This is a genomic window from Streptomyces himalayensis subsp. himalayensis (assembly GCF_013778455.1).
Taxonomy (GTDB): Bacteria; Actinomycetota; Actinomycetes; order Streptomycetales; family Streptomycetaceae; genus Streptomyces; species Streptomyces himalayensis.
The window spans coordinates 14,537-33,815 of sequence record NZ_JACEHE010000030.1; the positions used below are offsets into that span (position 1 = coordinate 14,537).

Sequence of the window (19,279 nt, forward strand, 5' to 3'; positions counted from 1 at the left end):
AGAGCGCATCAGAATCGCCGAATACCCCTCAGTTCGGCGCCGCGGCTTCCCGCTGCCGTGGTTTGCCGACCCCGCGACTCGTAGCCTGAAGAACGGAGTCGACGGCAAGGGGGCAGACGCTTCAGGGAGGCCGACGTGACCGTTGAGGCCGAAGCGGCCGGGGGCCGTTCGCGCACTCCGGGCGGATCCCCGGGCGCCGACACAGGCAGCAGCACGACCCGCTACCTGCCGGTCGCCGACCACGGCCTGATCGGCGATCTGCGCAGCGCCGCACTGGTGGGCACGAACGGGACCATCGACTGGTACTGCTGCACGCGCTTCGACGCGCCCAGCGTCTTCGCCTCGATCCTCGACGCCGACAGGGGAGGATCGTTCGAACTCGCCGCGGATCTTCCGGCGCGTACGAAGCAGTTCTACTTCCCCGACACCAACGTGCTGATCACCCGCTTCTTCGCGGAAGACGGAGTCGGGGAGATCCAGGACTTCATGCCGGTCGTCGACGACTCCCGCGAGGCCGACCGGCACCGGCTGATCCGCCGCGTGGTGTGCGTACGGGGATCGCTGCCGTTCCGGGCCCGTGTGGCGCCCCGCTTCGATTACGGGACGCAGCCGCACACCGTGCAGGCGCTGGGCGGCCAGGCGATCTTCGAATCGCCGACTCTCACTCTCGCCCTGACGTCCACTGTCCCACTCGAGATCAGCGGCCCGGACGTGTGGTCGCTGTTCAAGCTGCACGAGGGCGAGTCCGCCGTCTTCGCACTGGACCGGGTCGGCGAGGACGTGGCCCCCCGCTTCTGCCCGCTGACCGAGGCGGAACATCAGTTCAACGCCACTGTCGGCTACTGGCGGCGGTGGGTGTCCCGGTCCCGCTACCGGGGCCGCTGGCGGGAGATGGTGCACCGCTCCGCCCTCACCCTGAAGCTGCTCACTTACGCCCCGACCGGCGCCATCATCGCCGCGCCGACCACCAGCCTGCCCGAACAGATCGGCGGCGAGCGCAACTGGGACTACCGGTTCGTATGGATCCGTGATGCCGCGTTCTGCGTCTACGCGATGCTCAGGCTCGGGTTCACCGATGAGGCGGAAGCCTTCATGGGTTACCTCTCCGAGCACGTCCGCGACGACCCGTCCGTGGCGATCGGCCCCACAGGACCCCTCCAGATCATGTACGGCATCGACGGGCGCCATGAGCTGCCCGAGCGGGAACTGTCCCATCTGGAGGGCTACTGCGGCTCCGCCCCCGTACGCATCGGCAACGACGCCGTCAACCAACTTCAGCTGGACATCTACGGGGCGCTCATCGACTCCCTCTACCTCTACGACAAGTGGGGCCGGCCCATCTCCAGCGCCCACTGGGACCGCATCTGCGAGCTGGTCGAGTGGGTGTGCGAGCACTGGGACCAACCCGACGAGGGGGTCTGGGAGACCCGCGGCGGCCGCAAGGCGTTCCTCTACTCCCGGCTGATGTGCTGGGTCGCGATCGAACGGGCCATGCGGCTCGCGCAGCACCGCGGACTTCCCGCCGACCAGGTGCGCTGGGGGCAGGCCCGGGACGCGATCTACCGCCGGATCATGAGCCGCGGCTGGTCGGAGAAGCGGCACGCATTCGTCCAGTACGAGGGCGGCGACGTCCTCGACGCATCCGTGCTGATGATGCCCTTGGCGAAGTTCATCTCGCCCATCGACCCCAAATGGCTGGCCACGCTGGACGCCCTCGGCGAGGATCTGGTGTCCGACTCGCTTGTCTACCGCTACGACCCGCAGGCCAGCCCGGACGGGCTGCGCGGCGAGGAGGGCACCTTCTCGATCTGCTCGTTCTGGTACGTCGAGGCACTGACCCGCGCCGGCCGCCTGGACGAGGCACGGCTCGCGTTCGAGAAGATGCTCACGTACGCCAACCACCTCGGCCTGTACGCCGAGGAGATCGGCCACACCGGGGAGCAGCGCGGCAACTTCCCCCAGGCCTTCACCCATCTGTCACTGATCAGCGCGGCCTTCAATCTCGACCGTGCGCTCGGCTAGCCACGCGGACAGGATGCGCCGGCCCGTGCTCGGAACACCGTGATCGGAGCGCCGGGAAAGGAGCTCATGTCAGCCGTTGTGGTTGTCGGCGCAGGGATCGTCGGGGCCTCGGTGGCCTACCACCTGGCACGCCGGGGCGTTTCTGTGACCTTGATCGACGGGGGGGCGTCCCCGGCCACAGGAGTGACAGGCGACTCCTTCGCGTGGATCGGCGGCTCGGAGGCAATTGGCCGGGTGGCGCCGAGGATCTGCGCGGATCCGTCCTGGCGGACTACCAACGATCCCGGACTGATCAGGACCATCGTCGTCACCCGGGACTTCGAAGCCCGGGAGGTCCGTGACGGCCGGCTCTTGCTGACGGGAGAACCCGCCGCCGCACTGCGGCGCCCCCGCCCGCAGCGTTGAGGCTGTGATGAAGCGTCAGTCGCCGCCACCACCACCGCCGCAGCTGAAGCCGCCGCCCGAGCCGCTGTCCGAGTCCGAGGTGGAGTCGGAATCGCGGTCCAGGGCCTTGCCCATGCGGATCAGAGCCCGGCCGAGGCCGGACGGTATCGGCTGCGTATTGGCGACGCTGCGTCGGACCGGCCCCTCCGGGAGGACGGCGGGGCCGCCGAGGACGTACGCCGGCAGGTTCGCGTCCCGTTCGGCCGCCTGCAGGCGCCGCCTGCCCGCCCGGGTCAGCCGGCGCCGAGACCCCGTCACCAGGCCCTGTTCAGCCAGTCGGTGGCCGATCTCCTCGACCTCCGGGGAGCGTTGCAGGGCGGCGTGTACGTCGTCGACGCTCCTGCTGCGCGGGCACGACGCGATCATGGCGCGCTCGACCGGGTGCCGGGGTATTTCGTCGCCCACGGCACGCATCCGTGAACTGCGGAGCCTGAGCAGCCCGCGCTCGGACAGCGCGATCACCGCACAGTCCGCCACCCGTTTCGCCCCGCCCGCCAGGAAGGCGACGTCGTACGCGTCGAGGGCCTGGGTCTCGTCCACCACCGCTGCGGACCGCCGGAACACCATGCGCATACCGAGCCCCCCTTCGGACACCTCGTCTGTCGGCAGTGTCGCCGCGCAGAAGGGCGCACAACCCTCTTCCCTGCCGCTTCAGAGCAACACTTGAGCTTTCCGGTCGGAGGGAGGGGACGCCGCCGGATGGAGGTTCGCGCGCCCGGTGCGCGGTGCCCGGCGCCCGCGCGCACGCTCGCGGCGCAGCCGCGCCCGGCGCCCGCGCGCACGCTCACGGCGTAGCCGCGCCCGGCAGATGCCACGGCCGGTGTGGCCTCCCCGCAGGCCACAGCCGGTTGGTCAGGTCGCGTCCTTGGTCAGATCGCGTCGGTGAACACGGGAAGGTACCCACGGGACTGTCCGGTCGCCGTGGGGTGGTACGACTCGGTCAGGGCAAGAAAGTTGATGCTCCGCAGCCAAGGGCGGTGGGAGCAGATCCCGTGTCCGGAGAAGGTGGCCCTGACGTCGCCGAAGGTGAATCCGTGATCGGCGGCGCGCTTCTCGATCACGCTGTTCAGATGGTCCACGCCGTCGTTGATGGCGGAGCGTTCAGTCTCCGACAAGCCCCCCGAACAGGTGCCGTCGAGTTGGTACAGCCGCGGGTAGCCCAGCACCACGACGTGGGCGGCCGGGGCCTTTCTCCTGATGGCCGTGTAGACGCGGTCGAGGTCGTGGGGCAGCTTCCTTTCCATGTACGAGTGCGCCTGGCCGATGTCGGAGAGGCATGCCCTGGTGCCCCGCAGCACACAGGTCGTCATGACGTCGGCGAACCCCGCGTCGCTGCCGCCCACGGTGATGCTGACAAGGCCGGTGCGGGAACTGAGCGGGCCGAGCTGCCTGGCAAGGACATCACGCGTGGAAGCGCCGTTGCACGCGGTGAAGCTGAACGAAGAGGGTGAGTGGGCGCGGGCCCACAGCACGGGATACGCGCTGCTGCTGCGCAGGCAGTCGACGCTGGAGCCGATGTAGCTTCCGGCTCCGACACCGGAGGAGTAGGAATCACCGAGGGCCACATAGCCCGTGGCCGCCTCTCGTGGGGACGCCTGCCCCGTCGTGGCACCCGTGACGGCGCAGACGACGGCGAGGAGGAGGGAGGACATACATGCCGCGATTCGGGACAGTCTCATAGACCTCGCTTAGCATGATCGATCCGGCTCGACCGTCGCTGCGGTCGTCTCCTTTTCCGCTCCGCAGAGGAACCCCACGACCACGACGGCCTGTCAACGGCCTTACGCCTGCGGCGACTTCGGCTGGGGCGCATGGACGAACCGATCTGACAGCCTCCTGCCCGAGGTCACCCGGAGAGCCGTCCCCCTTCCGGCGGGCCCTGCGGCGTGGCGGGCTCCGGGGCACCGAGGGATGCTGGGGGCTGGACGGTGCCGCCGCACTGTGATCGTTTCGGCGGCAAGCCATGGTGCGGCCATGCGGTCGGCGGCCGCAGTTCACCGGCGGGGCCTAGCTTTCGGGTCGCCACCCCCGGAAGCCCGCGATTGAGCTGTTCCTGACAGAGGAGCGTCATGACAGTCCCCAGAGTGTCCGCATCCCGCCGTTTCGGCCGCCCCCGTACCCTCGCCGCGCTCGCCGCCCTGCTGCTGGCCGGTTCGGCCCCGGCGGCGTTCGCGGTCTCCGTGCCGGAGCCGGTCTCGACCACGGCGTCGGTGGAGACGCCTGCGGTGTACGACGACGAGGCCGGCGGCGACGCCGACGCTGACGACCCCGCCGTTTGGGTGGACCCCGCCGCCCCCGCACGCAGCATCGTCATCGGGACGCTCAAGAACGCCGGACTCGACGTGTACGGCCTGAACGGGCAGCGGCTGCAGCACATCGCCGCCCCGGCCGCGCCTGGCGAGGAGGCCGAGGCGGGCCGGTTCAACAACGTCGACGTCGTCTACGGCTTCGACCTCGGCGGGAAGAAGACCGACCTGGCGCTGGTCAGCGACCGGGGACGGGACCGGATCCGGATCTACGCCATCGACCCGAAGGCCGTGGCCGAGGGCCGCCCCCCGCTGACCGACGTCACCGCCGCCACGGTGGCCCCCGTCTTCTCCGCCTCCGAGGCGGCCGTGGACGAGCAGCGCACCGCGTACGGCCTGGCCGCCTATGTGGAGGACGGCGACGTGTACGTCGTGGTCAGCCGCCGCTCCGAGACCCGCCTGAAGCTGCTCAAGCTGACCACGAGCAACGGCAAGGTCGGCTACACCACCGAGGACACCCTCGACATGCCCGGCTCGTTCACGCTGCCCAACGGCCAGCAGTGGACGCCCTGCGCGGACCCGGGCGACCGTGCGCAGTTCGAAGGCATGGCCGTCGACCAGGAGACGCACGTCCTGTACGCGGCCCAGGAGGACGTCGGCCTGTGGCGGATCCCGCTGGACGACGCGGACTTCGAGACGCCCACCCTGCTCGACAAGGTCCGCGAGTACGGCGTGCCGTGGACCTACGACGCGGCGGAGGAGGAATGCGTGATCGACACGGCGAACGACCCCGGCTACGGAGGCACGCGCCTCTCGGCCGACGCCGAGGGCATCACCGTGTACCACGCCGCTGACGGCAAGGGCTACGTCCTCGCATCCAGCCAGGGCGACGACACCTTCGCCGTGTACCGGCGCGAGGGCGGCAACGCCTACCTGGGCCAGTTCGAGATCGCAGACGGCCCGGCGACCGACAGCGTGCAGGAGTCCGACGGCGCCACCGTGGTCAACGTCCCGCTGGGCGCGTCGTTCCCCCAGGGCCTGCTGGTCACCCACGACGGACAGGCGACTCCCGAGGACGGCGACCGGGACGCCACGAACTTCAAGTTCGTGCGCTGGGACGCGGTGGCGTCGGCCTTCCCGGCCCCGCTGACGGTGGACACGCGGTCCTTCGACCCGCGTGACACGGACAACGACTGACCGGACGCGGACGACGACTGACGCCGACGACGACTGACCGGACGCGGACGACGACTGACGCGGACTGAGGAGAGGCCCCGGGCCGGTGGACGTACCGGCCCGGACCGCGCACCGGGCTGGGATCGCACCTATGTGCACCCGGCCCGCTGTCGGCGTTTCCTGCGCGGCTGGGTCCGCTGCGGGGAATCGCTGGACAGCCGATTGCCGGACGCGCCGGTAACGACTGCGAATACGGCGAGTAGCGGCCGAAACGTCCGGAGTGGTTCGGGCCGTCGAAGTGGTTCGGCCACCTGGACGGTTTCCTATGTGTGCCAGGGCAACCGGGGGCACCCTGGGAGCATGGCCCAAGAAGCGCCCGTGATCGTGCACCCGCCCCAGGAGGATGGAGGGCGGCGGGTGGTGATCCGTGGTGAGCACGTAGGGACGGCCTACACCCTGTTCGACGTGCTGGAATTCCTGCGCCGGGCCGGCTTGCCGGAGGCCGATACGGCCATCGACGACCCGGAGCTGATCGAATGGCGCGGAGGCGGCCCCGAGGTGTGGAACAACGAGCCGCCGAAATAGGCAGGGCCACCGTTCAACGGGTGACCGCCTTGTGCGGCGCCGCGTCGGCCGCTCGCACTCACGATGTCTCGATATCGGCCCAGCGAGTGACCCCGCCGCAGTGGCTGCGAACGCCGTGCCGGGCGGACAGGGCGGCGACGATCGGAATGCCGCGGCCGTGTTCCTCCGGCTGCAGGTCGGACGGTCGCTGACCGTGCGACGCGGGTCCTGCGTCGGTCACCTCGATACGCAGGGCACGATGCCCGTCGACCTGGGTCCGGGCCAGTCGCAGCACAGCGGGCGGACGGGCGTGGGTGACGGCGTTGGTGACCAGTTCCGAGATCACCAGTAGTGCGTCGTCGGCGGTGTCGGGAGGCAGGCTCCAGCCCGCCAGGACCGTGCGTGCGCGTCGGCGCACGGCTGCCACGGCCTCGGGGATGTGCGGTACCGGACAGAGGTGCTCCACGGCAGCGTCCGGCGTCATACGAGCACCGGGGAATCTGCTCACGGCTGTGGCGCTCACCGGGTGCCTGCCGCCGCGGGCCGCGGAGCGGCGCCGGGATGCGCATACGAACGGTGAAGCAGGTACGGCAGGACGCGGCCGCCTGCCGAGTGCCGAGGCCGCCGCCGCGAGCCCGTCGGCGAGCTCGGGGTTATCAGCTCTGCTACCACGTGTCCTCCTCCGGAATGCCCTTCGGTGGTGACGAACATGTCGAGCGCCACCGGCGCGGTTCGGCGGGGGCCGTCGCGCGCCGCGCAATGGTGGAAACTGCGCCAATAGGGCACGCTAGGCATCGAGGCATGGCCGGTCAATGAATAGCGGTCGACATTGCCGAACGGAGATGTCGGCCATCGAACAAGAATCGAAACATCCGGTTAAATCTGGGCCGGACCTTTCGACGTGACGAGAGCCGTGTGCCGGCGGACCGACAGTGCCGAACGCCGAGGCGGAGTTACGATCGCAGCATGCCCGGCGCGGTCCAGTCGATCGAGCGAGCGGCGGCGATCCTGCGTCTGCTCGCCAGCGGCCACCGCCGACTCGGGCTCGGAGAGGTGGCGGCCTCACTGGGCCTGGCGAAGGGCACCGCCCACGGCATCCTCCGCACCCTGCAGCACGTCGACTTCGTCGAGCAGGACCAGGCGACCGGGAAATACCAGCTCGGGGCGGCACTGCTGCACCTCGGCACCAGCTATCTCGACGTCAACGAGCTGCGGTCGCGCTCCATCAACTGGGCCGACGCCCTCGCCGCCCGCAGCGGCGAGGCGGTCCGGATCGGTACGCCCCTCGAGGGGCAGGTACTCGTCGTCCACCACGTCTTCCGGCCCGACGACACGCTGCAGACCCTGGACGTCGGCTCGCTGCTCCCGCTGCACGCCTCCGCGCTCGGCAAGGTCCTGCTGGCCTACGGGGCCACGCCCGTGGCCCCGCTCGTGGAAGCGGGCCTGGAGGCGTACAACCGCCACACCCTGGCGACCCCCGAGGATCTCGACCGTGCGCTCACCGAGATCCGGGAGGTCGGGTGGGCCGCCGAGGTCCAGGAAATGATCATCGGTGAGGCCGGTATCGCCGTGCCGATCCGGGGGCAGGGCGGCCTCGTGGTGGGCGCCATCGGCGTCTCCGGAGCGGTCGAGCGCATCTGCGACACGCGGGGCCGGCCCCATCCCAACCTCGTCGCCCTGGTACGCGACGCCGCCCGCGCGGTCTCGAGGGATCTCGGAGCCGCCCGCTGGTGACGTCCATGCCCTCCTCGCCCGCATCGGAAGGCCTGCTGATGGTTGAACGCTATGTGATGTCCATCGACCAGGGCACCACTTCCACGCGATGCATCCTGTTCGATCACCGTGGGCGCCTGGTGTCGGTTGCCCAGCGGGAGCACCAGCACCACTTCCCACGGCCCGGCTGGGTCGAACACGACGCCGTGGAGATCTGGCGCAACCTCCAGCGCATCGTGCCGCAGGCGATGGACGGAGCCGAAGCCGACCAGGTGGCCGCCATCGGCATCGCCAACCAGCGCGAGACGACGGTCCTCTGGGACCGGACGACGGGCGCTCCCGTGGGCAAGGCGATCTCCTGGCAGGACACCCGCACCGATTCACTGGTCGAGGACCTGCGGCGCACGACCGGGGACGACTTCTTCCTCGATCGCTGCAGCCTGCCGCTCGCCACCTACTTCTCCGCGCCGCGGATCCGCTGGCTGTTCGACCACGTCGAGGGGCTGCACGAGCGCGCCGAACGGGGCGAGGTGCTGTTCGGCACGATGGAGACCTGGCTGATCTGGAATCTCACCGGCGGCCCCACCGGGGGACTGCACATCACCGACGTCACCAACGCCAGCCGCACCATGCTCATGAACACCCGCACCCTCACCTGGGACGAGGACCTGCTGGCGTACTTCGGTGTGCCCCGATCGATGCTGCCGGAGATACGGTCCTCAGCGGAGTCCTACGCCGTCGCAGGGTCCCTCCTGCCCGGGGTCCGTATCGGAGCCGCCCTCGGCGACCAGCAGGCGGCACTGTTCGGACAGACGTGCTTCGCACCCGGCGAGGCGAAATGCACCTACGGGACCGGCAGCTTCCTTCTGATCAACACCGGCACCCAGGTCATCCGGTCACGGCACGGGCTGCTCACCACCGTCGGCTACAAGATCAAGGACGAACCGGCGGTCTACGCCCTGGAAGGACCCATCGCCGTCACCGGCTCGCTCGTCCAGTGGTTCCGCGACAGTCTCGGACTGATCAGCAGCGCACCCGAGATCGAGACCCTCGCACGCACCGTCGACGACAACGGCGGCTGCTACATCGTCCCCGCGTTCTCCGGCCTGTACGCCCCCCACTGGCGCAGCGACGCGCGCGGCGTCATCGTCGGCCTCACCTCGTACATCACCAAAGGCCACCTCGCCCGCGCCGTACTGGAGGCCACCGGCTGGCAGACCCGGGAGGTCGTCGACGCCATGAACGCCGACTCGCCGCACTCCCTCAAGGAGCTCAAGGTCGACGGCGGCATGACGGCGAACAACCTGCTCATGCAGTTCGTGGCCGAGGTACTCGACGTCCCCGTCGTACGCCCCATGGTCGCCGAAACGGTTTCCCTCGGCGCCGCGTATGCCGCCGGGCTCGCCGTCGGCTACTGGCCTGACCTGGAAGGACTCCGCCGCAACTGGCACCGGGCCGCCCAATGGCTGCCGGACATGGACCCCGAGCGGCGGGAGTCGGAATACGACAACTGGCAGCGCGCCGTCGAGCGGGCGCTCGGGTGGATCAAGCCGGCCAAGCGCTCACTCTCCTGACGACGGGGCGCCCGGAGGCTTCCATCGCCGCGCGCGGGCGATGAGCAGAGCGACGTCGTCGTGGTTGTCGGGGTGGCGCAGCGCCCGCAGCAGATGGTCGCAGGTGTCGTCCAGTGAGCGGCCGGGCTCGTCGAGGAGCCACAGAAGCGTGGTCAGACGTTCGTCGAGCGAGTGCTGACGGGTTTCGACGAGGCCGTCGGTGTACAGCACGAGCTGGTCACCGGGGCGGAAGTCGACGGTGGTCGTGGAGAAGGGGACGCCGCCCACGCCCAGCGGTACGCCGGTGGGCAGCTCGAGCAGCTCAGGGCGGTGGCCGGGGCGCAACAGAACGGGCGGCAGATGTCCGGCTCTGGCGATCTCGCATTGCTGGCGATGGGGGTCGTAGACGGCGTAGACGCAGGTGGCGATGTAGTGGTCCAGGCCCTCGGTGATCTTGTCGAGGTGTTCGAGCAGCGTGGCGGGGGCGAGGTTGAGGGAGGCAAGGGTGCTGGTCGCGGTGCGCAGCCGGCCCATGGTGGCGGCTGCGTCGATGCCGCTGCCCATCACGTCGCCGACGACCAGCGCGGACTTGTCGGCTTCCAGGGGGATGACGTCGAACCAGTCGCCGCCGACCTCGCTGGCGGCGCCGGCCGGCTGGTAGCGGGACGCGACGTCGAGACCCGTGGCGGCGGGCGCGCGCTCGGGCAGGAGGCTGCGCTGGAGGGTGACCGCGGTGTTGCGCGCGTTCTGGTACCAGCGGGCGTTGTCGATCGCCACGGACGCCCGGGCGGCGAGTTCGCGGGCCAGGACGAGGTCGTCCTCGCTGAAGGGCCGCGGATTGCCGCTGCGCTTGAGGTCCAGGGCGCCGAGCACCTCGCCACGGGCGATGAGCGGCACCGCCAGATACGAATGCACGCCGGCCCGGGCCAGATGCGTCGCCGCCTCCTCGTCGCGTGCGATCCGCCGCAGATCCTGGTCGGTCACCTGCCGCACCAGGACGGGGCGGCCGGTGCGCACGCACTCGGTGACGAGGCGATCAGCGGCGTACCAGGCGAGTTGCCCCTCCGGGTCGGCCGCGTTGAGAGCCTCCGTGGGATGGCCGGCCTTCACCGCCACGGCGCGGATCACCGCCGCCTCACCGCTGGAGAGGCCGCTGCGGTGGCCTTCCAACACCGTGTCCAGCAGGTCCACGGCCGCGATGTCGGCGAGCTCGGGTACGGCGATGTCGGCCAGCTCGTGGGCGGTGCGGTCCAGGTCGAGCGTGGTGCTCATGCGTGCTGATGCGTCGGCGATGAGGGCCAGGCGCCGCCGGGCGGTCTCGATTTCGACGGCTGACCGGTGCCGCTCGGTGACATCCAAGACCGAGATGGCCACGCCCAGGGCGGCTCCGGTGGCGTCGTCCAGTCGGTAGAACGACACCGACCAGGCGTGTTCCTCACCCGGATCCGCCGGTGTGCGCCCGACGGCGGACAGTTCGATCAGCGGACGGCCGGTCCGCAGCACCCGCCGTATGGCGGACTCGACGGCGTCGACGTCCACGAACGGCAGGACCTCGCGGAACGTACGGCCTATGTGGTCTTCGGCGGGCACGCCGTTGATCTGCGCCAACGCCGGGTTGACCGATACGAACCGCAGATCTGTGTCCAGTACCGCCAGCCCGATGGGCGACTGAGTCACCATCTGCATGGACAGCGCGACATCCCGCTCCACCTGGCGCACGGCCGCCCGGTCGGCCGCCAGCCCCAAGGCGTAGAAGTCCCCGCGATCGTTCAGTAGCCGCATGTTGCGGAACTCCACCACCCGTAGGCTGCCGTCCTTGAGCCGCACGGGGAAGGCCCCGGCCCAGCCGCTGCCGGTCGCCATCACATCGGCGAACAGCTGGGTCACCACATCGAGGTGCTCCTCGTGGACCAGGACCCGTGCCGCGTACTGGCCCAGCGCCTCCTCGGCGGTGTAGCCGAACAGCTCCTCCGCCTGCGGGCTCCACAGGACGATGCGTCCCCGCGCATCCAGCAGCACGGCCGCCACGCCCAGCATGTCCAGCAGCCCGCTCGGCTGCGAGGACTCGCGCACCGGCTCGTCGCCACCCGCCACGAAGGATCCCGAAGTCATTCCAGGCACCGCCTCCACCGTCCGCAACGGCACGCCGTCCCGTACCGGCTCCCCGGCCCGGCCCGCCCCAGGTTCACCGCATTCCGTCCCGCTCCACCATGGTCCCCCCGAACCGGCCGACACCACAGGCCGACCGCCATCCGGCCGCCCACCCACCCCTTCTGCCGGGAGCCGGACCTGTGCAGTCGTCCGGGACGTACGGTGCGTGTTCGGATGCTGTACGCGAACACGCACGTGACAGGCCGACGCCTGGCCGCCTGCCGCGCGGATGCCGCCGCCGAACTGCTGGCCGATCCGGCGGTCATCAAAATCTGCGAGTGCGAGGCTGACGACTGAGTGATGCTCTTCCTGGCCGCCCATCCGCGCCGCCGCCGGTGCTCGGCCTCCCGCTGCGGCAACCGGATGCGCGTCTCCCGCCACTATCAGCGCCAGGTCGGCTACCGGATCGGAGAGCGCGCCGCAGGCCGGGGCATCGCGACGGCTGCGGTGGGGGAGGCGTGGCGCCTGGCTGTCGCGGCGTACCGGCTCTCCGCGCTCAGGGCAGTCACCATCCTCGACAATCCGGCGTCCATGACAGTGCTCGAACGCAACGGGTTCACCGCTTGGAGGACATCAGCATCGACGGGCGACCCGGTATGGCCTACCGGCGCCAACTGGCTGCCACTCGCTGAGCAGTCGTAGCTGCAGCAGATCCGGCGGGTGCCTGACGGACCGTCGCCGTGGCCGCGGCGGCTGCCGACCGTATCCGCGAGTCTGTCGGCCGCTTTCGCGGGACTGCCGAAGGCAGACGGAATTCTTAGCGGGACGTTAGATCTCGGTGGCGGACCTTGTACGGGCACGGCGGCCGCCCGCATGCTCATCCCGCACTTCCCGCCAGTGCAGGGCCCTTCCCCACTCCGGGCCCTTCCCCGCCCCCCACCAGGGAACTTTCGACTGGAGCCGCCATGTCCTCTGCTGCCGCCATGCCCGGAACACCGCCCGGGAACCTGCACAGCAAACGCCGCCTCGCCCTCGTCGGAGGGTCGCTCGGCAACCTCGTCGAGTGGTACGACTGGTTCGTCTACGCCAGCTTCGCGATCTACTTCGCCGACTCCTTCTTCCCCGGCGACAACCCGACCACGCAGCTGATGAACACCGCCGGAATCTTCGCGGTCGGCTTTGTGATGCGGCCGGTCGGCGGCTGGGTGCTCGGCCGGGCCGCGGACCGGCACGGACGCAAAAGCGCGCTCACCCTGACCGTCACCATGATGTCGGTGGCCGCCCTGCTGATCGCCGTCGCCCCCACCTACGGCCAGGCCGGCTACTTCGGCGCCTTGGTGCTGCTGCTGGCGCGGCTGCTGCAGGGCATGAGCATCGGCGGCGAGTATGCGGCCAGCGCCACCTACCTGACCGAGGCCTCGGCCCGCAACCGGCGCGGCCTCGGCTCGTCCTTCCAGTACGTGTCCATGACCTGCGGTCAGCTCCTCGGCCTGGGCATCCTGATCACGATGCAGCACACCCTGACCACCGCCCAGCTGGAGAGCTGGGGCTGGCGGATCCCGTTCGTGCTCGGGGCACTCTTCGCCGTGGTGGTGTTCTGGATTCGGCGCCGGCTGACGGAGACCGACGCGTTCACCGAGGAGACGTCCGGTGAGGGCGGCCACGACAACACGCGCGGCACCCTGAAGGCGCTGTGGCAGCACCGGCGCCAGGCGGGCCTGGTCATGGCGCTCACCCTCGGCGGCACGGTGGCCTACTACACGTACACCACCTATCTCACCAAGTACCTGATCGGCAGCGCGGGCATGGCCAAGAACACCGCCACGCTCGTGAGCTTCACCGCGCTCACCGTCTTTGCCGTGCTGCAGCCGTTCGCCGGCATGCTGTCGGACCGGATCGGCCGCCGCCCGCTGCTGATCACCTTCGCCGTCGGCTGCACCCTCGGCACCTATCCGATCATGACCGCCCTCGGGTCGGCCTCCTCCTACTGGTCGGCGCTGGGCCTGTCGCTGCTGGCCCTGGTGATCGTCACCGGATACACCTCCATCAACGCCGCAGTGAAGGCGGAACTCTTCCCGACCCGCGTGCGCGCCCTCGGTGTGGCCCTGCCGTACGCGATCGCCAACGCCCTGTTCGGCGGCACGGCCGAGTACGTGGCGCTGTGGTTCAAGAACAGCGGTCACGAGACGATGTTCTTCTGGTACGTGTCCGGGTGCGCGCTCGTCTCTCTGGTGACGTACGTCCTGATGCCGGACACGCGTAACGCCGCGCTCAGCCGCGCCGAATCCGAGGCCGACTCCGCCGAATCAGAGGGCGACCCTGCCGAAGCCCGCGTGCGGGCAGCCGCCCCAGCCGAAGCCGGGCGCTGACCCCGACGGTGACCTGGGCTGGGCGCTTTCCGTAAGCTGTGGGCGGCCCGGCCCAGGTCACCAGGCCCGCGAGGGTCACAAGCGCTACGAGGAAGCCCTTATGCACGCCCTGCTCGTCGAGGACGACGACCGCATGGCCCATGCCCTGGGCACCGCCCTTGCCCAGCGCGGGCACACCGTCCGCAGGGTCGGCCGAGCCCTGGACGCCCTGCGGCACGTACGCGAGGCCGAGTTCGTCCTCCTCGACCTCGGCCTGCCGGACCTGGACGGCCTCGAGCTTCTGCGGCGGCTGCGCACCGTCTGTGACGCGCCGCTCATCGTGGTCACGGCACGCTGCGAGGAGCGCGACATCGTGCAGGGCCTGCGCGCGGGCGCCGATGACTACGTGGTCAAGCCGTTCCGGATGGCCGAGCTGATCGCCCGTATCGACACCGTGCGCCGCCGGACGGGAAGGCCCCATGGCCGCCCGGACACCGGCAGTTCGGCCGGCACCGCGTCATCGGTTCGCGCCGGTGACGTCGAGATCGACCTGGCGGGCCGCGCCGTGGCGGTGGCGGGCGAGGAGATACGGCTCACCCGCCGCGAGTTCGACGTACTCGCCTTCCTCGCCTCGCGCCCCGACCAGGTGCACTCCCGCGAGGAGATCCTGGACCGCATCTGGGGCGATGCCTTCCTCGCCGCATCCCGCTCCCTGGACGTGCACGTGGCGGGCATCCGCGCCAAGACGGGCCGATCCGGCCTGGTCCGCACCGTCCGCGGGTTCGGTTACCAGCTCGGCTCCCCGCCGGCCCGCGAGGCACCGGACGGCGAGCAGGACGGCGAGCAGGACATCTCGCGGGGCCGCGGGCGATGAGACGCCGACTTCTCGCCGTCCTGATGGTGCTCATGGGAGCCGCGACGCTCCTGCTCTCCCTGCCCCTCGCCGACGCGTACGCCCGCGGACGGACCGAGCACCTCCTGCTCCAGCGGCGCTCGGACGCCGTGCGGTTCGCCGATCTCGCCGACCGGATACGCACCGGCCCGGACCGGGCTGAACTGACCGCCGAGATCCGCCGCTACGCCGAGCTGTACGGAGCCGGCGTGGCCGTTGTCGACACGGCGGGCCGGACCGTCGACCGAGCCGGTTCCGACACCGGTGTTACGGGCTCTGCGGCGGACGACGCCCGACAGCGGGCCCTCACCGGCCGCTCCACCGAGCAACTGCCGACCGTACGCCCCTGGGGCCCGGACACCGTCGTGCTCGCCGAACCCGTGGGGCGGGACGAGCGGGTCAGCGGGGCCGTCCTGCTGTCCGTACCCACCGACGCCGCCCGCCGTGACGTCACCATCCGCTGGTCGCTCATCGCTGCCGGGGCGGTCGCCGCCTTCGCGGCCGCGGCCCTGGTCGCCGTGGGCATCACGCGGTGGCTGATGCGCCCGGTCCGCGATCTCGACCAGGCCGTGGAGAACCTGGCCGCCGGCAGCCTGCACGCGCGCGCCGTCTCCGACACCGGACCGCCCGAACTCCGCCGGCTGCGGCGCCACTTCAACACGATGGCAGAGGCCGTCGCCGACTCCATCGCCCGCCAGCGCGACTTCGTCGCCGACGCCTCCCACCAGCTGCGCAACCCGCTCGCCACCCTGGTGCTGCAACTCGAGAACGTGGAGCCGCACATCGCCCCGGGACCCGGCAGGGCCGAGCACAGCCGCGCCCTCGACGAGGCGGAGCGGCTGGAGGAGCTGCTCGACGGTCTGCTCGCCCTGGCACGCGTGGAGTCCGCCACGGCGGAGCTCACGGACCAGGACGTGTCACGGGCGGTACGGGAACGGGTCGCGGCCTGGACACCGGTCCTGGACAACGCCGGGACCGCACTCGTCCCCGAGGTCGTCGACGGGCTTCGGGCACGGGCACTGCCTGACGCGGTGGGCCGGATCCTGGACGCGCTCCTCGACAACGCCGTCAAGTTCGTACCTCCCGGCGGCCGGGTCGAGGTGCGAGCCGCGGCCGCCGGGGACGGGCAGGTCGTCGTCTCGGTCACGGACGACGGCCCCGGAGTCCCCGAGGACCAGCTGCCACTGCTGTTCCGGCGGTTCGCCCGGGCCCCTGAGCACCAGAACGTCACCGGCAGCGGACTGGGGCTTGCCATCGCCCACGAGATCGCCAGGATCAGCGGCGGTCAACTCAGCGCACGCAGCAGCAGCCCGCACGGCCTGGCCGTGGAACTCCGGCTGCCCTTTACGTGACGCTCACTCCCGCGTGACGGCTCAGCCGTATACCGACCGCGTGCGCTCAGCCGTACACCGACCGGTAGTAAGCCTTCGCGCCCGGATGGAGCGGCACCGCACCGGTGGATATCGCGAACCGCGGCTCCAACCGCGCGCCGGCCGTCACATCCCGCAGGAGCGATTGCCACTGGTCGAACACGACTTGGAGCAGCTCTCCCACCAGGGGCCCGGGCACGTCGGCGCGCGCCATCAGATAGTTGCCCACGCCGATGGTGGCGACGGGCTCGTTCAGCCCGTACACCCCGGACGGCAGCGTGACCGCCGTATAGACCGGGCCGTAGCGCTCGCGGAGCGCGCTCACGAACCGGTCGAGCGGCAGGAACCGCAGCGGCACTTCGCGCGCCAGGGCGGACAGCGCGGGCGTCGGCACGCCGCCGGACCACATCAGCGCGTCGACCCGGCCCTCGCGCAGCGCGTCGACCGAATCGGCCAGGCTGAGCCGGCGCTCCTGTACCGGTGAGCGGCCGTCGGTCAGCCCGGCCGCCCGCAGCAACCGGCCGGCCAACACCTGCACCCCGGATCCGGCCTCGCCTGCCGCGAGCCGACGACCCGCCAGCTCCTGCACCGACCGCACCGGGCCGTCCGCAGGGACGACGAGATGCGTGTAGTTCACATAGACACGGGCCAGCGCGGTGACCTCGGCCGCCGGTCGGGAGAACGGCGCGCGGCCCAGCACGGCGTCCTCCGCAGCGTCCGCCATGGCCAGCGCCAGCTCCGCAGAACCGTCGTCCAGCCTGCGGAGATTGTCCACGCTCGCCGCAGTGCCCACCGGAACGATCTCCAGCCGCTGCCCGCCCGCGGTGACCGCACCGGCGAGCGCCCTGCCGAAGGCGTTGTAGGGCCCACCCCGCGGCCCGGTCGCGCACCGCAGCCGCCGCACCGGCACGGAGTCCTCGGCGCACCCGGACAGCAGGGCCGCCGCGACACCGCCGAGCCCGGCCCTGAGTGCCCGTCGGCGGCTCACCTCTGCGCTGGTCATCGCCGAAGGGTAACCGGCAGTCGGCGAGCGGCAGAGGCCGGGGAGGAGAGTGGGGCGCCACCGCGGGTGCCGGCTCGTCACGCCCACCTCTCGGACCGCTGAATTCGTTGACACCCGGCTTCGTGTGCCACCTCGGCGTGGTGCCCTACGGCGCGCGACCGGGCCAGGACGTGCGGATGGGCCACCGATCGCGTGAGTGCCGTCAGGCCATGGTGGACAGAGGCTCAGTGCGCCTTCGCCAGGTCGCCGGCGATGGTGGAGAGCAGGGTTTTACCGCAGGCGTCGGACTTCTCCGCAGCCCAGCAGACGTAGCCGTCGGGACGGAAGAGCAGGGCGGCAGCGCCTACATCGTCGGTGCATGTGGCACGGACGAGGTCGACTCGTGCCGGGAGTGGGAGGTCGGCCGGGACGATTCCGGCCAGATCGAGCAGGACGGCGTGCCCCGAACCGAACAGCGCCGACAGCCGGGTGGGGCCGGCTGCGGTGACCAGGTCGACGTCCGGCATCCGCTGTCCGGTGAGCGGATGCTCGCCGGGCAACTCGTAGCGCAGCGACAGGCCGGACATCAGACCTGCGAGGTGACGGTTGGTGTCGGGCAGTCGCAGCAGGTCGATGAAGATGTCGCGCAGGGCGGCCACGTCCTCGCTCGGGTGAGGGTCGGCCAGGACCCGCTGTGCCGATGTGTGGTGCAGCACCTGGGCTCCGACTGGATGCCGTTCGGTGTGGTAGCTGTCCAGGAGGCCGCTCGGCGCCCGGTCCTGGACGGCCGCGGCCAGTTTCCAGCCGAGGTTGATCGCGTCGTGGATGCCGAGGTTGAGACCCTGGCCGCCCAGCGGCGGGTGGATGTGTGCGGCGTCCCCGGCGAACAGGACGCGGCCCGCGCGGTTGTGCTCGAGTTGCCGCGTGGCGTCGGAGAACCGCGAAGAGTTGTCCACCGCGCCCAGGGTGGTCTCCTCGCCGTACACCGCCTGCAGCGCGGCGGTGATCTCCTCGTGGGTGACGGGGGTGTCGCGGTCGATGTCCGCTTGGTCCGCGCGTCCGAAGGTGATCCGGTACCGGTCACCGCCGAGCGGGGCCAGCATGGCCCAGTAGCCGCCGCCCTGACGGGTCAGGGTGCTCATGTGCCCCAGCTGCTGCGGCACCAGCGACGAAACGGCGGACAGACGGATGTCGGCCAGCACCGCCTGCTGGGTCCCGGGCCTGCCGGGGAACGGCAGCCCGAGCAGTTTGCGCACCGTACTGTGGCCGCCTTCGCACGCCGCCAGATAGTGCGCCCGCACCTGCAGACCGTCCGCTGTCACGGTCACACCGTCGTTGTCCGACTCGACTGCTGAGACCGCAGTGCCGCGCAGAACCCGTGCGCCGCCGGCCGTCGCCCGCTCCTCTAGTACCTCCTCGATTCCCGCCGACCACGAGACCGAAGCCGCCCGGGTGGTGCGGGCCCGCCCGCCCCACACCGCCCCGCTGACCGCACTGCGCGAGCACTTCCTCACCGGGCTGCGCGAGCGGGACCCGATCACCGGGCTCAACGACCATCCCCAGGTGCGGAGGGTTCACCGGATGATCCTCGGCGCGCCCTCGCTGGTGGCCCGGATGGAAGGGTTCAAGACCGGAGCCGAACGCGCACTCGCCGAGGCGTTGCAGGAAACGGCGGCCACTCCGGAACTCACCGCGCGGCTTGCTGCCGTCCAAATCGTCGCGGTGCAGTGGGCGCTGGCACAGGACAACGCCGAACGCCTGGCGTACGGGGAGCCCGCCAGCGAGCGCTATGCGGGTGCCGTGAAGGACGCCGAGCACGCGTTCGCGCTGCTGGAGAACGGATTGCACCACCTGACCCCGGAGCACTGAAGTGGGGCC

At 70.8% G+C, this 19,279-nt stretch carries 17 protein-coding genes and 1 pseudogene; 12 read left to right on the forward strand and 6 right to left on the reverse strand.

Annotated features, from left to right (window positions below; translation table 11 throughout):
* The first annotated feature begins 225 nt into the window (after nt 1-225).
* Both H1D24_RS33485 and H1D24_RS33490 read left to right on the forward strand, forming a co-directional pair.
* Entirely contained in the window at nt 226-2,022 is a 1,797-nt protein-coding gene (locus H1D24_RS33485; RefSeq protein WP_220137541.1) for a glycoside hydrolase family 15 protein, read from the forward strand.
* A 66-nt stretch (nt 2,023-2,088) separates the two neighbouring features.
* Nucleotides 2,089-2,427: an FAD-dependent oxidoreductase gene (locus H1D24_RS33490; RefSeq protein ID WP_181661499.1), complete on the forward strand. Its 339-nt coding sequence runs from the start codon at nt 2,089-2,091 to the stop codon at nt 2,425-2,427.
* A gap of 15 nt (nt 2,428-2,442) precedes the next feature.
* Here H1D24_RS33490 and H1D24_RS33495 read toward each other — a convergent pair whose 3' ends face one another.
* A complete protein-coding gene (locus H1D24_RS33495; protein WP_181661500.1) occupies nt 2,443-3,039 on the reverse strand; it encodes a TIGR04222 domain-containing membrane protein in 597 nt (198 codons plus the stop codon).
* A gap of 296 nt (nt 3,040-3,335) precedes the next feature.
* Nucleotides 3,336-4,145 carry an SGNH/GDSL hydrolase family protein gene (locus tag H1D24_RS33500; RefSeq protein WP_181661501.1) on the reverse strand — a complete coding sequence of 270 codons (810 nt, stop codon included), beginning with the start codon at nt 4,143-4,145 and terminating at the stop codon, nt 3,336-3,338.
* Between the two features lie 390 nt (nt 4,146-4,535).
* On the opposite strand from H1D24_RS33500, the gene H1D24_RS33505 reads away from it, so the two are divergent.
* Nucleotides 4,536-5,909 (forward strand): phytase, encoded by a 1,374-nt coding sequence (locus H1D24_RS33505; protein WP_181661502.1) that lies wholly within the window; start codon nt 4,536-4,538, stop codon nt 5,907-5,909.
* A gap of 339 nt (nt 5,910-6,248) precedes the next feature.
* Nucleotides 6,249-6,473 carry a hypothetical protein gene (locus H1D24_RS33510; RefSeq protein WP_181661503.1) on the forward strand — a complete coding sequence of 75 codons (225 nt, stop codon included), beginning with the start codon at nt 6,249-6,251 and terminating at the stop codon, nt 6,471-6,473.
* A gap of 58 nt (nt 6,474-6,531) precedes the next feature.
* Here H1D24_RS33510 and H1D24_RS33515 read toward each other — a convergent pair whose 3' ends face one another.
* The gene (locus H1D24_RS33515; RefSeq protein WP_181661504.1) at nt 6,532-6,936 is read right to left on the reverse strand and encodes an ATP-binding protein; all 405 of its coding nucleotides are present in this window, start codon (nt 6,934-6,936) and stop codon (nt 6,532-6,534) included.
* A gap of 482 nt (nt 6,937-7,418) precedes the next feature.
* Here H1D24_RS33515 and H1D24_RS33520 point away from each other — a divergent pair, with 482 nt between their 5' ends.
* On the forward strand, nt 7,419-8,186 hold the full coding sequence (locus H1D24_RS33520) for an IclR family transcriptional regulator (RefSeq protein WP_181661505.1): 768 nt from the start codon (nt 7,419-7,421) through the stop codon (nt 8,184-8,186).
* Nucleotides 8,187-8,224: 38 nt separating this feature from the next.
* On the forward strand, nt 8,225-9,739 hold the full coding sequence (gene glpK, locus H1D24_RS33525; protein WP_181661547.1) for a glycerol kinase GlpK: 1,515 nt from the start codon (nt 8,225-8,227) through the stop codon (nt 9,737-9,739).
* Here the strand turns inward: glpK and H1D24_RS33530 are convergent.
* Nucleotides 9,728-11,830: a SpoIIE family protein phosphatase gene (locus H1D24_RS33530; protein WP_181661506.1), complete on the reverse strand. Its 2,103-nt coding sequence runs from the start codon at nt 11,828-11,830 to the stop codon at nt 9,728-9,730. The two genes, glpK and H1D24_RS33530, sit on opposite strands and share 12 nt — an antisense overlap.
* 213 nt (nt 11,831-12,043) lie before the next feature.
* Here H1D24_RS33530 and H1D24_RS42930 point away from each other — a divergent pair, with 213 nt between their 5' ends.
* The 5 genes from H1D24_RS42930 to H1D24_RS33550 all read left to right on the forward strand — a co-directional run bounded on the left by H1D24_RS42930 (nt 12,044) and on the right by H1D24_RS33550 (nt 16,401).
* Nucleotides 12,044-12,166 (forward strand): hypothetical protein, encoded by a 123-nt coding sequence (locus tag H1D24_RS42930; protein WP_258564511.1) that lies wholly within the window; start codon nt 12,044-12,046, stop codon nt 12,164-12,166.
* 3 nt (nt 12,167-12,169) lie between these two features.
* Nucleotides 12,170-12,511 carry a GNAT family N-acetyltransferase gene (locus H1D24_RS33535; protein WP_309484534.1) on the forward strand — a complete coding sequence of 114 codons (342 nt, stop codon included), beginning with the start codon at nt 12,170-12,172 and terminating at the stop codon, nt 12,509-12,511.
* Nucleotides 12,512-12,792: 281 nt separating this feature from the next.
* Nucleotides 12,793-14,178, forward strand: coding sequence for an MFS transporter (locus tag H1D24_RS33540; protein ID WP_181661548.1), 1,386 nt, complete (start codon nt 12,793-12,795; stop codon nt 14,176-14,178).
* Between the two features lie 100 nt (nt 14,179-14,278).
* On the forward strand, nt 14,279-15,031 hold the full coding sequence (locus H1D24_RS33545; RefSeq protein ID WP_181661507.1) for a response regulator transcription factor: 753 nt from the start codon (nt 14,279-14,281) through the stop codon (nt 15,029-15,031).
* Nucleotides 15,028-16,401 (forward strand): HAMP domain-containing sensor histidine kinase, encoded by a 1,374-nt coding sequence (locus H1D24_RS33550; RefSeq protein ID WP_181661508.1) that lies wholly within the window; start codon nt 15,028-15,030, stop codon nt 16,399-16,401. Before H1D24_RS33545 ends, H1D24_RS33550 begins: the two co-directional genes overlap by 4 nt.
* A 46-nt stretch (nt 16,402-16,447) precedes the next feature.
* Here H1D24_RS33550 and H1D24_RS33555 read toward each other — a convergent pair whose 3' ends face one another.
* Both H1D24_RS33555 and H1D24_RS33560 read right to left on the reverse strand, forming a co-directional pair.
* Nucleotides 16,448-17,422 (reverse strand): TAXI family TRAP transporter solute-binding subunit, encoded by a 975-nt coding sequence (locus tag H1D24_RS33555; RefSeq protein ID WP_181661509.1) that lies wholly within the window; start codon nt 17,420-17,422, stop codon nt 16,448-16,450.
* Nucleotides 17,423-17,646: 224 nt separating this feature from the next.
* A pseudogene (locus H1D24_RS33560) lies at nt 17,647-18,822 on the reverse strand (FAD-dependent monooxygenase); the annotation flags it as partial.
* On the opposite strand from H1D24_RS33560, the gene H1D24_RS33565 reads away from it, so the two are divergent.
* Entirely contained in the window at nt 18,821-19,270 is a 450-nt protein-coding gene (locus tag H1D24_RS33565; protein WP_309484541.1) for a hypothetical protein, read from the forward strand. The pseudogene H1D24_RS33560 and the gene H1D24_RS33565 sit on opposite strands and share 2 nt — an antisense overlap.
* Nucleotides 19,271-19,279: the final 9 nt, after the last annotated feature.